General features: G+C 36.8%; 16 protein-coding genes and 1 pseudogene. 4 read left to right on the top strand and 13 right to left on the bottom strand.

Translation table 11 applies throughout. The annotated features are described in order from the left end of the window. Positions 1 to 19: 19 nt before the first annotated feature. From DN393_RS06905 to DN393_RS06895, 3 genes are all read right to left on the bottom strand, one after another. Positions 20 to 913, bottom strand: coding sequence for a cation diffusion facilitator family transporter (locus DN393_RS06905; protein ID WP_088048076.1), 894 nt, complete (start codon positions 911 to 913; stop codon positions 20 to 22). Between the two features lie 156 nt (positions 914 to 1,069). Further along, positions 1,070 to 3,334: a protein translocase subunit SecDF gene (secDF, locus tag DN393_RS06900; protein ID WP_064474713.1), complete on the bottom strand. Its 2,265-nt coding sequence runs from the start codon at positions 3,332 to 3,334 to the stop codon at positions 1,070 to 1,072. Between the two features lie 270 nt (positions 3,335 to 3,604). Continuing rightward, positions 3,605 to 3,889 (bottom strand): post-transcriptional regulator, encoded by a 285-nt coding sequence (locus tag DN393_RS06895; RefSeq protein WP_000890214.1) that lies wholly within the window; start codon positions 3,887 to 3,889, stop codon positions 3,605 to 3,607. 186 nt (positions 3,890 to 4,075) lie between these two features. Here DN393_RS06895 and spoVB point away from each other — a divergent pair, with 186 nt between their 5' ends. After that, the gene (spoVB, locus tag DN393_RS06890) at positions 4,076 to 5,635 is read left to right on the top strand and encodes a stage V sporulation protein B (protein WP_064474712.1); all 1,560 of its coding nucleotides are present in this window, start codon (positions 4,076 to 4,078) and stop codon (positions 5,633 to 5,635) included. A gap of 29 nt (positions 5,636 to 5,664) precedes the next feature. Here spoVB and DN393_RS06885 read toward each other — a convergent pair whose 3' ends face one another. After that, on the bottom strand, positions 5,665 to 6,312 hold the full coding sequence (locus DN393_RS06885; protein ID WP_064474711.1) for a DUF421 domain-containing protein: 648 nt from the start codon (positions 6,310 to 6,312) through the stop codon (positions 5,665 to 5,667). Positions 6,313 to 6,415: 103 nt separating this feature from the next. Between DN393_RS06885 and DN393_RS06880 the strand changes: the two genes are divergently transcribed. After that, positions 6,416 to 6,799, top strand: coding sequence for a TIGR04086 family membrane protein (locus tag DN393_RS06880; protein ID WP_048562228.1), 384 nt, complete (start codon positions 6,416 to 6,418; stop codon positions 6,797 to 6,799). Positions 6,800 to 6,835: 36 nt separating this feature from the next. Here DN393_RS06880 and yajC read toward each other — a convergent pair whose 3' ends face one another. Genes yajC through ruvA form a run of 6 tightly spaced genes read right to left on the bottom strand, consistent with a single transcriptional unit; the run spans position 6,836 to position 11,169 of the window. Continuing rightward, positions 6,836 to 7,096 (bottom strand): preprotein translocase subunit YajC, encoded by a 261-nt coding sequence (gene yajC, locus DN393_RS06875; protein ID WP_001068064.1) that lies wholly within the window; start codon positions 7,094 to 7,096, stop codon positions 6,836 to 6,838. A 27-nt stretch (positions 7,097 to 7,123) separates the two neighbouring features. Then, complete coding sequence (tgt, locus tag DN393_RS06870; RefSeq protein ID WP_000125362.1) at positions 7,124 to 8,263, bottom strand: tRNA guanosine(34) transglycosylase Tgt; 1,140 nt, start codon at positions 8,261 to 8,263, stop codon at positions 7,124 to 7,126. A gap of 12 nt (positions 8,264 to 8,275) precedes the next feature. After that, positions 8,276 to 9,328, bottom strand: a complete 1,053-nt coding sequence (gene queA, locus DN393_RS06865) for a tRNA preQ1(34) S-adenosylmethionine ribosyltransferase-isomerase QueA (RefSeq protein ID WP_064474710.1) — start codon at positions 9,326 to 9,328, stop codon at positions 8,276 to 8,278. Positions 9,329 to 9,347: 19 nt separating this feature from the next. Continuing rightward, positions 9,348 to 9,548, bottom strand: coding sequence for a DUF2905 domain-containing protein (locus tag DN393_RS06860; protein WP_000138162.1), 201 nt, complete (start codon positions 9,546 to 9,548; stop codon positions 9,348 to 9,350). Next, positions 9,545 to 10,546, bottom strand: a complete 1,002-nt coding sequence (gene ruvB / locus DN393_RS06855; RefSeq protein ID WP_000344467.1) for a Holliday junction branch migration DNA helicase RuvB — start codon at positions 10,544 to 10,546, stop codon at positions 9,545 to 9,547. Before ruvB ends, DN393_RS06860 begins: the two co-directional genes overlap by 4 nt. A 5-nt stretch (positions 10,547 to 10,551) precedes the next feature. After that, complete coding sequence (gene ruvA, locus DN393_RS06850) at positions 10,552 to 11,169, bottom strand: Holliday junction DNA helicase RuvA (protein WP_000464511.1); 618 nt, start codon at positions 11,167 to 11,169, stop codon at positions 10,552 to 10,554. 188 nt (positions 11,170 to 11,357) lie between these two features. Between ruvA and DN393_RS06845 the strand changes: the two genes are divergently transcribed. Further along, positions 11,358 to 12,302, top strand: coding sequence for an iron-hydroxamate ABC transporter substrate-binding protein (locus DN393_RS06845; RefSeq protein ID WP_064474709.1), 945 nt, complete (start codon positions 11,358 to 11,360; stop codon positions 12,300 to 12,302). An 11-nt stretch (positions 12,303 to 12,313) separates the two neighbouring features. On the opposite strand, the gene DN393_RS06840 is transcribed toward DN393_RS06845, so the two are convergent. Continuing rightward, entirely contained in the window at positions 12,314 to 12,844 is a 531-nt protein-coding gene (locus DN393_RS06840; RefSeq protein WP_000871201.1) for a BofC C-terminal domain-containing protein, read from the bottom strand. Between the two features lie 432 nt (positions 12,845 to 13,276). Between DN393_RS06840 and DN393_RS06835 the strand changes: the two genes are divergently transcribed. Continuing rightward, positions 13,277 to 13,720: a branched-chain amino acid ABC transporter substrate-binding protein gene (locus DN393_RS06835; protein WP_081257175.1), complete on the top strand. Its 444-nt coding sequence runs from the start codon at positions 13,277 to 13,279 to the stop codon at positions 13,718 to 13,720. Between the two features lie 33 nt (positions 13,721 to 13,753). Here the strand turns inward: DN393_RS06835 and DN393_RS06830 are convergent, their stop codons facing one another. Both DN393_RS06830 and exsA read right to left on the bottom strand, forming a co-directional pair. Beyond that, entirely contained in the window at positions 13,754 to 14,401 is a 648-nt protein-coding gene (locus DN393_RS06830) for a YhcN/YlaJ family sporulation lipoprotein (RefSeq protein ID WP_149173386.1), read from the bottom strand. Positions 14,402 to 14,580: 179 nt separating this feature from the next. Continuing rightward, positions 14,581 to 15,066 (bottom strand): annotated as a pseudogene (gene exsA, locus DN393_RS06825) (spore coat assembly protein ExsA); the annotation flags it as partial.

Genomic DNA, 15,066 nt, shown 5'->3' with positions numbered 1-15,066 from the left:
ACTAAAATGTTAATGATATTTAATTTTGGGAATACGGATTTATATGTACAAACACATTTTGTACGTTATCTTGTTCCATAAGCGTTTCTTTCACATGCTTTCCAATGCGGTGCCCTTCTTCTACAGTAATGTATGGATCTACAGAAACTTTAATATCAACAATAACGTAATGACCATGCTCCCTTGCATATAAAGAGCCGATTTTTTTTACACCGTCTATTTGAAGCACAGCCTCTCTAAGCGGCACAACATCTTCCTCATGAAGAACATGATCAAGCGTTGCATGAATTGCTTCGGCCCCAATACTCCATGCCATTTTTGCAACAAGAAGTGAAACAAATAATCCTGCAATCGGATCGGCATATACAAGCCAATCTAACCCGAACTTACCACCCATAATCGCTGCACAAATACCGATTAAAGCTGCAATTGAAGAAAACACATCCGAACGATGTTCATATGCATTTGCAATAATTGCATCACTATTTATCCTCTTCCCTAATCGGAATTTATATTGAAACATTCCTTCTTTCACGATAATCGAAAGAACAACAGCAAAAATCGTAATTCCTTTCGGTGGTTCTAGTTCCTGCGAAAAAGCTTTTATAGACGAAATCGCTATCTCGATTCCCACAATAAATAATAATACTGCAACAATAATTGCTGAAATCGATTCCGCTTTACCATGACCATACGGATGATCTTCATCAGGCGGTTGCTTTGCTGCTCGCAATCCAAAAAGTACAGCGAGCGAACCAATTACATCTGATGCAGAATGCACGGCATCCGCTAATAGTGCTTTACTGTTCCCAATATAACCAATTACCGCCTTTACAATCGCTAATATAATATTACCAACGATTCCGACAATAGCACCAAACTCGGCCTGTTTAAAACGTTCATCTTTTTCCATAATTAAAATCCCTTCTTTTCTTAACCTATCTTTTTATTGTAGCAAAAACAGCGATAACACCACCACTTTCTTCCATCTTCCTTCTGTTAAAAAGTTGCTATCTTATTGTATCCACAAACGAAAAAAGAGATGCCTCATAAAGAGACATCATCTTTTTTATACTTGTGGTTCAGATTCTACTTTCTCAACCTTTTTCTTGTTTTTGCCCTTTTTCAAACGACGGTTTTCAAGCATTAACCAAATTTGAGAAGCAACGAAAACAGAAGAGTACGTACCTACAACTAATCCAACAAGTAACGCAAACGAGAAGTTACGTAATGACTCACTACCGAAGATAAGTAATGTAATTACCGGGAATAACACTGTTAATACGGTGTTAATTGAACGACCAAGCGTTTGGCGAATACTTGCATTTACGATTTCTTCTAAGTCTTTTATATCACGAACTCGTTTTTTCTGTTTGTATAATTCACGGTTTCTATCAAATGTAACAATTGAGTCATTAATAGAATAACCGATGATTGTTAACACTGCAGCGATAAACGTTAAGTCTACCTCTAATTGGAAAATACTAAATATAACAACCATAACGAATGCATCATGTAATAATGCAAGTACTGCAGATAATGCGTACGTAAATCTGAATCGAATACTTACGTATAAAATGATAACTGCAGAAGCGATTAATACTGCGATAAATGCATTTCGTGCAATTTCTTTACCAATTGTTGGTGAAACTGTACTTACGTTTGGATCAGTACCATATTTATCATGGAAGAATGTTTTTGTTTTCGCAATTTCATCTTTTGATAGAACACCTAATGTACGAACTGCGAATCCTTTATTGTCATCCCCAGTCGGTACAATATTTTCTTCCTTCACGTCAATTTTCAATTCTTTAAAATCTTTATGAACATCAGACACAGTAAGTGTTTGTTTTGATTGCAAGTCGATACGTGTACCACTCGCAAAATCAATACCAAGATTCAATTTGAAAATTGGTAGTATAATTGCACCTGCAATTACAACTACAATCGAGAAAACAAGGAATTTATGACCGATATTTACGAAGTTAATACGATCAAATCTTGTCGGTGGATGTACTACACCTTTTGTTAATGGAATAATATCCTTTTGTTTCACACCAAAGTATCCTGGCTTTTTATCGAAGTAACGGCTCTTTACAAGTAAACCTAGTAAGAAACGAGTACCGAATACGTTCGTAACGAAACCAACTAAAATACTTACGATTAAACTTGTTGCGAATCCTTTTACAGAGCTATTACCATAAACGAATAATACACCAGCCGCTGCAAGAGTCGTAACGTTTGCATCTAAAATTGTTGCTAATGAACGATGATTACCAGCACGGAATGCTGACATCATTGACTTACCAATTTTCAACTCTTCTTTCAGTCTCTCGTACGTAATAATATTCGCATCAACTGCGATACCTACCCCGAGCACTAATGCCGCAATACCTGGTAATGTCAGAACCGCATGCATCCAGTTAAATACGAGTAGCGTAACAAAAATGTATAGACCTAACATAATAACCGCTACAATTCCTGGTAAACGGTAGTATACAAGCATAAATAAGAAAATAAGAGCGATACCAATCGCACTAGCGAAAATCGTTTGCTCTAACGCTTGTTGACCAAATTTCGCTCCAACTGATGTTGAATACATTTCTTTTAAATCAACAGGAAGTGCACCTGCATTTAATAAAGATGACAGTTGTTTCGCACTTTCAACTGTGAAGTTTCCACCTACGATAGATACTTCAGCTTGATTAAACACTTGGCTTACTGTTGCTGCTGATAAGAACTTCGGATTCGGTTTTGCAGACTCTGCTTTATACGAATCTTTTCCTTCTTCAAAGTCAAGCCAAATTACCATTAAATTCGTTGGTGGTGGCATTTTTGAAATTTTTTCAGTTACTTCACGGAATCTATCAGCGCTTTTTAGTGTAAGACCTACGCTCGCACGGCCTTGCTCATCAAATGTTTGTTTCGCTCCGCCGCCTTTTAAATCCGTTCCGTCCATAAGAAGGTTATCATCTACATCACGGAATGTTAATTTCGCTTGTGTTGATAACATTTCACGTGCTTTTTGCTGATCTTGTACACCAGCAAGCTGTACGCGAATTCGATCTTGTCCTTCAATTTGAATGTTCGGCTCACTTACACCGAGAACATTGACACGATTTTCAAGAGCACCTACTGTACTTACAAGTGCCTCTCGGTCGATTTTATCACCTTTTTTGGCTGGTTTTACTTCATAAAGAATTTCAAAACCACCGCGAAGGTCTAGTCCTAGACTAATTCCTTTTGCTATGTCTTTTCCTGCCGCACCAATTACTCCACCGATTAATAAAACGATGAGGAAAAAGGCGGCAATTCTCGTACCACGCTTTGCCATATGTACCCTCTTTCTGCTACTAACACTTTAAATAAATCTCTTACGATTCACTTTTACACGTATGCATACGCCTAGTTAGTAGACTTCCTTTCTATAATTTTGCTAGTTCATCACTAGCTGTGTCGGTACGTTTTTCACAATACCTACACTTTCATTATTTATTTTTTCTCTTCACTACCCCCTTTATATATAATCTTAGACATAATTATTTCCTCATTATCAATACCTATCATTATACTGCAAAAGGAAGAACAAACCAATTGCAGTCGGTTATTTATTTTCATATTCATCAAATGACCAAAGTGGCGCTTGATATGCTTCAACAGTTAAATAATTCATATATTCATTAGTACTTACTCTTAATACATCATTTACTAATTCATATAATCTAACATCACCGTTTATTTTTTTCCACTTCTTCACTTTAAGAAACTTCCAAATATCATCATCTGTTACTCGGTCATAACCGAACATGTGAAACTCTTCTACTTTGCTTTCTAAAACGACTTGTAACTGTCCGCGGTACGATTCTACCAAAGCCTCTTTTTCTAACATACATAAACATCTCCTTCTTATTTCAGCACGAAAAGTCGCTTTTAATCCCGCTCTAATGGACAGCAATAACTACTTTCAAGAGCACTCTCATACTTCACTCTCTTAAATGCTTGTCATTCTTGTCTCATACGTGCATATAAATTATTGTAAATCATTCCACTGATTTTGAGAAGGTAGGAGAAGACCATGACGAGACAAAGCTTTTTAAAAGGCGCATTTATTTTAATGATAGCCGGCTTTATTACCAAAATCCTTGGATTTATTAACCGGATTGTAATGGCACGTATTTTAGGGGAAGAAGGTGTTGGCCTTTATATGATGGCCGTTCCTACATTCATTCTAGCAATTACATTAACACAAATCGGCCTTCCTGTCGCAATCGCAAAATTTGTAGCAGAAGCGGAAGCTGTGAACGATAGACAAAGGGTTAAAAAAATATTAACAGTATCATTAGCTGTTACATCCGTTATTAGTATCATTTTAACAATCGGAATTATGCTCCTCACACCTATTTTAGCAAAAACATTATTAACTGATGAACGAACGTACTATCCATTAATGGCCATTTTACCTGTCGTTCCTGTTATTGCTGTTTCTTCTGTTTTACGCGGTTATTTCCAAGGGAAACAAAATATGAAACCTAGCGCTTATGCTCAAGTTATAGAACAAGTTGTCCGCATTACAATTATCGCTATATGCATTCAGTTATTTTTACCTTACGGCGTAGAATATGCTGCAGCTGGCGCTATGTTATCAGCCGTTCTCGGTGAAGTTGCATCGTTATTATTTTTACTCACTTTATTCCAGCGCGAAAAACATTTATCTATACGCTCTGGATTTTTCACTACTGTAAAGGAGAGCAAAGGTACATTTTATTCTCTGATGGATATCGCTCTTCCGACTACAGGAAGTCGTTTAATCGGTTCCGTTTCATATTTCTTTGAGCCTATCGTCGTTATGCAAAGCTTAGCGATTGCCGGAGTTGCTGCCTCTGTCGCAACCCAGCAATACGGTATATTAAACGGTTATGCATTCCCACTTCTATCACTGCCAGCCTTTATTACATACGCTCTTTCTACAGCGCTCGTTCCATCTATTAGTGAAGCGATGGCTAAAAGACAGCATAAATTAGTGGAACACCGACTACAACAAGCACTTCGGATCTCATTAATTACTGGTGGGTGGTCAGTCGTTATATTATACGTATTCGCTTCTCCTATTTTAACTCTTATGTATGGATCGGATAGTGCAACAGCATTTATCCAGCTTCTTGCACCTTGCTTTTTATTTCATTACTTTCAAAGTCCACTTACCTCTGTTTTACAAGCTTTAAACTTAGCAAGAGCTGCAATGATGAATACATTTATTGGCGCCATCGTGAAATTAATCCTTATTTTTGTACTAGCTTCAAGGCCAGATTTTCAAATGATGGGGGTTGCCCTTGCAATTGCAGCAAATATAGTAACGGTAACATTCCTTCATTACGCTACTGTTTTAAAGAAAATTACATTTACCATTTACGCAAAAGACTACATTTTCGGTGGACTTGCTATCGGTATTGCAGGCGCTTTCGGTTTTTATCTTCATAAATATATGATTTTCTCTCATTCACTCGGCGTACAAACATTATGGGAAATCACTTTAACAACAATCGTTTATATTATCCTCCTCTTCACTTTCAAACTCATTCGAAAAGAAGAGTTAAGCCGACTCCCAATCATTCGAAAACTTTCATTTTTGAAGTAAACGGGCTTACTATTTCATATAGTAAGCCTCTAGTTTTCTTTCAAATCAACAAAAAATTGTCCATTTTGAAAGCTGCAGTATAAAATTTGTTTGATATCGTTATAACCTAAGTTTTTTAATTTGCCAATAAGCCATTCGTCTGTATGTTCAATCATTTGTAAATGATTCAATTGAATTTCTCCATCAATAATAAGAGGAAGAGTAAACTGCAATGTATCCTGTTTACCTTTTTGTTTTTGAAAGACAGATAACTTCCCAGATGGTTCTAAAATAGCGTATTCTACATCTCGGATATCTCCAACTCCTTGCTCCCTTAATTGCATCAATAAATCATCTATATTATAACGCTGCTTTCTCATCTTCTTTTCATCAATTTTCCCCGCATTTACAAGAATAGCCGGCTCACCTTCTATTAAATGCCGAAATCGTTGAAACTTTAATGAAATGACTGACAAAATAATCTGTATACACATAAGAAAAGTCATGGGAACTAATTGGTGCCAAAGTGATTTATCGGTATTTTCAATTGCGACTACAGCCATTTCGCCAAGCATAATGAATACGACTAAATCTAATACACTTAACTCTCCAATTTCACGTTTACCCATAAGACGAAAAATAATTAATATGATGAAATACAAAAGCATCGTCCGGCCAATGATTGATACCCATTCCATTTCTACATCTCCTTTTTTACGTATAGACTCCCCTATAAAAAATAAACTAGTCTAACTTGGGCAAAAAGAAAATATGCTTGTATTAAAAAGGGGGAATGTATAAATGGATGGAACGAAAAAATTATCAACCGCAATCGGCTTTGGTATCATTACCTTATTAATTCTCGCATCAATTATTAGCATGGTTATAGCTCTTTTATTAAAGTTTACAGATATGACTGAAGGGACATTAGCCGTTACTATTTTTATACTAGCTCTTTTATCTATGCTTATATCCGGATTTACTGCCGGCAAAAAAGCACAAGGGAAAGGTTGGCTAGTAGGTTTCACAACAGGTCTTACATTCGCTATACTTGTTTTTCTAGTTAACTATTTAGGCTTCTCTCAAACTTTATCGAACTCCCAGTTACTTTATCAATTAGCATTAATGGGCGCGAGTACACTCGGTGGTATTTTCGGGGTAAATATGTCAAAACAAAATAACTAAAAAAGGCCCTGCACATTTCATGCAGGGCCTTCCTCATTAGTTTTTCACAACTTCACGAATCGCATTACGATCGAAAGTTAAGTGTGAACCACCAGATTTAATAACGATTTTCGTCTCATCTACTGATTCGATTGTACCGTGTAAACCACCGATTGTTACGATAGCATCACCTTTTGCTAACTCATTTTGCATTTGAGCAACTGCTTTTTGACGCTTTTGTTGCGGGCGAATTAATAAGAAATAGAAAATCGCAAACATCGCAACGATCATAACGATATTCATCATACCTGGATTCATCTTTTGTTCCTCCTTTTAAATTATGTATTAGAAGTTTTTAGCATTCGGTTTATTAAAGCCATACTGTTCAAAGAATTCTTCGCGGAAATCGCCAAGACGGTCTTCACGAATAGCTTGTCTCACCTGCTCCATTAAGTTTAACAGAAAATGAAGGTTGTGATAAGACGTTAAACGAATTCCGAACGTTTCATCACATTTCATTAAGTGACGAATGTATGCACGAGAGTAATTTTTACATGTATAGCAATCACAATTTGGATCAAGCGGACCGAAGTCTCTTGCAAACTTCGCATTTTTTACAACTAGACGGCCTTCACTTGTCATACATGTACCATTTCGAGCGATACGAGTTGGAAGTACGCAGTCAAACATATCAATACCACGAATTGCACCATCGATTAATGAGTCAGGAGAACCTACTCCCATTAAGTAACGTGGCTTATTATCTGGAAGAAGTGGTGTTGTAAACTCAAGTACACGGTTCATAATATCTTTCGGCTCCCCTACAGATAAACCACCTACAGCGTAACCAGGGAAGTCCATTGAAACAAGGTCTTTTGCACTTTGACGACGAAGCTCTTCGAACTCTCCACCTTGTACAATACCGAATAAACCTTGATCTTGTGGACGCTCATGCGCTTTTAAACAACGTTCTGCCCAACGGCTTGTACGTTCTACAGACTTCTTCATATATTCAAAAGTAGCTGGGAATGGTGGACACTCATCAAATGCCATCATAATATCTGAACCTAATGCATTTTGAATTTCCATCGCTTTTTCTGGCGATAAGAATAATTTATCTCCATTTAAGTGGTTACGGAAGTGAACGCCTTCCTCTTCAATACGACGGAAGTCACTTAAACTGAATACTTGGAAACCACCAGAATCCGTTAAGATTGCACGATCCCAGTTCATAAATTTATGCAAACCGCCTGCTTCACGAATAATTTCGTGACCTGGGCGTAGCCATAAATGATACGTATTACTTAAAATAATGCCAGAATCCATTGCTTTTAATTCTTCTGGTGACATTGTCTTAACTGTTGCAAGTGTACCAACTGGCATAAATGTTGGTGTATCAAATGAACCGTGCGGCGTATGTACACGTCCTAAACGCGCACCCGTTTGTTTACAAGTTTTAATAAATTCATAACGAATTGCTGTCATAATTTACTCCTTTTATTTGTTTCCCATTTTAGCGTGAGATGCAACGAACATTGCATCACCGAAGCTAAAGAAACGATATTTTTCTTTTACTGCTTCATTATAAGCATGAAGTACATTATCTCTATTTGCAAATGCACTTACAAGCATAATTAATGTTGATTTCGGTAAATGGAAGTTTGTAATTAAACCATCAATTGCTTTAAATTCATAACCTGGGTACATAAAAATGTCTGTCCAGCCCGAAGCAGCACAAAGCTTGCCGTCATGATCTGTCGCAATTGTTTCTAACGTACGAGTTGAAGTCGTACCTACCGTAATAATACGTCCACCACTCTCTTTCACACGATTTAATAATGCCGCTGTCTCTTCAGACATATGGTAATATTCTGCGTGCATATGGTGTTCTTCAATCGTATCTGCAGAAACTGGCCTAAATGTTCCAAGTCCTACGTGAAGTGTAATGAAAGCTAACCCAACGCCTTTTTGTTTTAACTTCTCCAGTAGCTCTTCTGTAAAGTGAAGTCCCGCAGTCGGCGCTGCTGCTGAACCGATTTCTTTCGCATATACTGTTTGATAGCGATCGCGATCTTCTAGCGTCTCTTTAATATATGGAGGAAGTGGCATTTCCCCAAGTTCATCTAAAATTTCATAGAAGATGCCGTCATATGAAAATTCAAGCTGACGTCCACCTTGATCTGCAGTTCCTATACAAGTTGCTTTTAATTTCCCTTCGCCAAAAGAGATAACAGTTCCTTCTTTTACACGTTTCGCTGGCTTAACAAGCGTTTCCCACTTATCGCCTTCTTCTTGTTTTAAAAGAAGTACTTCAATGTGCGCGCCTGTATCTTCTTTCACACCATGCAAACGAGCAGGCATAACTTTCGTTTCATTTAAAACTAAGCAATCCCCCTCATGTAAGTAAGAAAGAATGTCTGTAAAATGTTTATGCTCAATATCGCCTGTTTCACGATCTAACACCATTAATCTTGATGTTTCACGATCTTCTAATGGGATTTGTGCAATAAGTTCTTCTGGTAAATGAAAATCAAACAGATTAATATCCATAACTATATCCACCTATTTCTTATTTAAATCGATTTATTATATACATAATAAAAGATAATACAATACTTAACACAATACATGTAATGATAGGAAAATAAAAGGTAACGTTTCCTTTTTTCACAAAAATATCGCCTGGAAGCCTTCCAATGAACTTCCAAGCTAATCCAACAACGATGAGTAAGATACCTGCTGTAATAAGCAATTTTGGCATCTCCGTCATACTTTTGGCATCTCCATTCCGAAATGCTCATATGCAAGCGGCGTTACGATTCGGCCCCTTGGCGTTCGTTGTAAAAAGCCAATTTGTAATAAATATGGCTCATATACATCTTCAATCGTATGAGATTCTTCTCCAATCGTTGCCGAAACCGTTTCTAACCCGACTGGGCCACCACGGAATTTCTCAATAATACCAAGTAATAATTTATGATCGATATGATCTAGACCTAATTTATCTACTTGCAGTAGTTCTAACGCCATTTGTGTAATTTCCATTGTAACCGTTCCGTTACCACGAACTTGTGCGAAATCTCGTACACGTCGTAATAAACGATTCGCAATACGAGGTGTACCACGAGCACGTCTTGCAATTTCTAGTGCGGCTAACGAATCAATTTCAACTTCAAATACTTCTGCTGTACGTTCAACAATCTCAGAAAGCTGATCTACTGTGTAATATTCTAATCTTGAAAGTACACCGAAACGGTCACGAAGCGGCGCTGATAATGCCCCCGCACGCGTCGTTGCTCCAACTAGTGTAAACGGAGGCAAATCTAAACGTACAGACCGTGCTGACGGCCCTTTTCCAATTACGATATCAAGGCAAAAATCCTCCATCGCAGGATATAACACTTCTTCAATTGATCTATGCAAACGATGAATTTCATCAATAAATAATACATCACCCGGCTGAAGTGCTGTTAATACAGCTGCTAAATCTCCCGGCCTTTCAATTGCTGGGCCTGAAGTTGTTCTAACATTTACGCCCATTTCATTGGCAATAATATTGGCAAGCGTCGTTTTACCAAGTCCTGGTGGTCCATATAGAAGCACATGATCTAACGTTTCTTCACGCATTTTCGCTGCTTCAATAAACACCTCTAAATTATGTTTCGCTTTATCTTGGCCAATATACTGACGGAGCGTCTGTGGCCGTAATGAATATTCTAAATCCGAATCTTCATATGCAGATTCCCCTGAAAGGAGACGTTCGTCCATTATACTCACCTCTTACCATTTAGTAAAAGACTAAGTGCCTTTTTAATATACTGATCCGTCGTTAATGATTCTTTTAATAACTCTGGTACAACGCGAGAAACTTCTCGTTCTGCGTATCCAAGTGCGCGCAGAGCTTCCAGCGCCTCATCAAGCTCAGCTGATGAACCTTTCTTCTCATCAAAACGTTCTGTGTCTGAGAATAAATCAACAAACGCATCTGGCACGACATCAGCTAGTTTTCCTTTTAAATCTAAAATCATTTGGCGTGCTGTTTTCTTTCCGACGCCCGGGAACTTCACTAAAAACTTCTCGTCTTCGTGTTCAATCGCTTGAACGACCTGTCCTGTTTGACCAGATGCTAAAATTGCAAGAGCACCTTTTGGTCCAATACCAGACACACCTAACAACTTTGTAAATAATAAACGCTCTTCACGTGTTTTAAACCCGTAAAGTGCCATAATATCTTCTCTCACATAATGATATGTATAGACACGGATTTCTTGCTTACTTCTTTGAAATACATACGGATTTGGTGTGAAAATTTGATAACCAATTCCATTATGGTCAATTACGACATATTCCGGTCCTACATATTCCACGTAACCTGTAACATATTCAAACAAAATACGATCTCTCCCTCTTAAATCATGTATTCCATTTTAACATATTTAATGATAGAAAAGCGAGACTACCCCAACAAATGTTCTCTATTTAAAACTTCTGTTATTTTCCATTGACAGAAAGTATGAAGCACCTTAATATACAGAAGTCGATAATGATTATCAATACTAATTAAAGGGGTTACATCAGGATGAAACAGAAGCTATTTATTTTATTTACTATTATGCTAGTTGTTCTTTCTATCGTTGGCTGTTCTTCTCAAAAAGAAGAATCGAAAGCGAAAGAACAACCGAAAACAAAAGTTGTAAAACACGCTAAAGGGGAAGCTACAATTCCAGTAAATCCAAAGAGAATTGTTGACCTATCTGGATCAACAGAAGAATTATTACTTCTCGGACACAAACCTGTTGGTACAGCAAACACATATAAAGATAAAATCCAAAATCATTTAACAGAAAAATTAGACGGCGTAAAGGCAGTAGGTTGGTACTGGGCACCTAAAGTTGATTTAGAAGCTGTTACTGCATTAAAACCAGACTTAATTATTTTAAATAATCGTCAGTTGAAGATCTATGATCAATTAGAAAAGGTTGCACCAACAGTTGTTTTAGAAACAAACTTAGAAGACTGGCGCGGTAAGTTTAAAGAAGTAGGTAAACTATTTGACGAAGAAAAGAAAGCAGACAAATGGATTGCAGACTACGATAAAAAAGCAGACTCTTTATCTAAAAAAATTAAAGAAAAAACAAAAGATGAGAACTTTATGTTCGTCGCAGTTACACCACAAAACTTCCGTGTATACGGTAGCTTCGGATACGGTGACATCATCTTTAATGACTTAAAACTTCCAGTAACAAAAGGTACAGATTTAAAACAAACGATGGCACAAGTATCGCTAGAAGGTCTTGTTGCATTCCAACCTGATCAAATGTTTATTGTAAACTTTGGCGGCGAAGCTGATAAAGTTTACGAAGACTACAAAAACAGTGCCGTTTGGAAAGACAATAAAGCAGTTAAAAACAATCACGTATATGAAGTATCAAATGAAATCTTCAATACGAAAGCTTTCAATCCAATCGGAAAAGATATGCTAATTGATGAAATCGCAAAACAAATTTTAGATAAAAACAAGTAAAAAAAAGCAGCTCACCATGAGCTGCTTTTTTTCTTATTTTGCACTGCGTATTGCTTCATTTTTTCAATCGTCTTCACAAAACCTTCTTTTGATTTAATGCGAATACCACGCTTCAATTTTGCACGCTCATAACTCTCCAGCTTTTTCATATCAATTTGAAAGAAGGAATGAATCGCATTATCACTTTTCGGTACACCTTTAAAAATTTGTAATATCCCTTCCTCTGACACACCAAAATATCCGCTCGTTTTCAATAATGGAGAAATATCATCAACTTTCTTTTGTAATACGATTTGTACATCATCACGATCAACGAGCTGCCATTCTTTATATTGCTGTAGAAACTTTTCTAAGTCCGCTACTTTTTCTGTAAATATTTCCTCGCTTACTTCTCCATCAACATACATTCGCTCTAATAAAATTGTAACTTCCGGCTCTTTTTCTGTTACTTCTGGTACTGGCCCTTCCGCCTTCACATTCGTTTCATAAACGAAACAAAACATCATAACGAAAGCTTGTACTGCAATCAGTATCCATTTCATTTCCGTTCACCTCTTTTAGGCAAGATCAAACTTTCATTAGTAGTTTTTCCGGAAATGGGGGTTTTATCCATATAAATGACCGTATTACATTTCTCTCGAAAATAAAAAATGCAGATAAAGTTTTATCTTTATCTGCATTAGCATTTGTTTTTATATAAAATGAAAGACGCCTGCAAAGCAGGCGTCTTGATGCGTTTACGGCGAGAGACCAGGCGACCACATTCGCGTGTTTAGCACTTAAGCATATCTCTCGTCTTACGTAAATTAGCTCATCGCTTTGCTAATATAACATTAATAAATTATAAGTGCAACATGTTTATAAAAATATTTTATTTCCTCTTTCTCCCAAACGAACTTTATGTAAATTATAAATTGATAAATGCAATATATATGTTACAATTAATATAACAGCGAAATCATAATAAACAGGAGATGGATATTGTGAAAAAAATAAAGGATGAACGTCTCATTCTGAAAACATTAAAAAACATACGTATTGCCTTTCTTTTTCAATCGCTTGGTATAATTGGCATTTTAGGATATATCGGATTCACTGAAGGAATGGATCAAATTACGAAATCTCCATTATGGTTATTATTTATCCTTACAAGTATTGTACTTAGTTATTTACAGTTAAGCGTTTCTATCGATGTAGAAGAAGGCGAAAAGGATATAAAGTTAACTCCTTATTACAAAATTATTTTACGCTCTCTTATTGTAGGAACTATTATAGCCATTATTTATATTATTTTCAGTCCAGAAAGACCTCTCTTTGAGGCTATTCTAACAGGTAGTATTTTCTTTATATGTTTTTTAATTTCTTATTCCATTAGTTATTTCATTAAAAAACGTCGTTTACAAGACAACGATGAATAAAGAGGAAGGGCTACCCCTTCCTCTTTTGTTTTGCTATCGCATAGTACCAGTTAAACCGTAACGAATGTCTCGGAACATATTCCCTATATCACGATTAAAATCGTTTGTAACTGTACCGTTACGTAGGCGTGTACTCATTGCATCGACACGAGTAAACATGTCATTTCTTACAGAAACATATACATTTCTGTTTCCAACTTCATTTACAACAGCTTGACGAACTTCGTTTGCAAGTGCCGTTTCATTCGATACTGGATTACGCGGTTTTACTGCAATCGCCACATCGTTTCCATATACAACTGTAGACACGCGGTCTACGTTATTCATACGCTTTACACGATTTGTTATTTTTTCTGCTGTTTTACCATCATTGTTAATGTATGAATTGTTCATTGTAATATTACGTGTTGGACGCGGGTTAGCAATTTGACCGTTGTAATTTACATCTCGGTAATAATTGTTATATCCTGTATCATTACGACCATTTCTATATGTTACATAATCTGTATAACGATCATTACGCGTTACATTATCACGATACTGGTGTGTATCATTATAAGATGTACGCTCGTAATTGTAGTTACGTCCATCCATTGCATTATTATCTTTTGGTGTACCACATGCAGCTAATGCACTGGTAACTAACAAAGAAGCAGCGATCACTTTTACTTTCGTATTCAATACAAAAACCCCCTCTGTTAGAATGAGCTTCTTTTCTGAAAAGCTCCCTCTTATGATGAGTAACAGAGAAGGTTTTTACACTGTTAATATTTCACTGGGGATTTTCTAACATTTGATGTAAATCTTCCATTTTCAGAACGACTCTACATAAAAAAAAGGCGGGAATAATCCCACCTTTTTTAAACTTCCTCTTCGTCCTCTTCTTCTGAAACTGGATCTCCAAATACATTTGGTGGATCCGGTTGATAATACATCGTTCCTGGCTGTGGCGCATATGCCGATTGAGTTGGTTGATAATATAAAGGATTCGCATATTGTGGTCCTCCAGGTTGAGGACTATATAACCTACTCTCTCCTCCGCATCCACAATCTTCTTCACCTTGTACGAGTGGCGGCATATTATTATCCATTGGCATCATATTTGGATTTGGCATAGACGTATATTGCGGTCCAAACGGTGCTCCTTGCTGATATGGCATTTGATATGGATTTTGTTGTTGATAATACGGATTTGGCGGCATCATAGGCTGTTGGTATGGTATTTGATATGGCATCATATTCGGTGGTTGATTATTATCCATTATCGGCATCATATTCGGCATTTGATTGTTATCCATTATTGGCATCATGTTTGGCATTTGATTGTTATCCATTATCGGCATCAT

Source organism: Bacillus sp. BPN334, assembly GCF_008368885.1.
In the GTDB taxonomy this organism is placed as follows: Bacteria; Bacillota; Bacilli; order Bacillales; family Bacillaceae_G; genus Bacillus_A; species Bacillus_A wiedmannii.
This window is presented reverse-complemented; position numbering and strand designations above follow the sequence as displayed.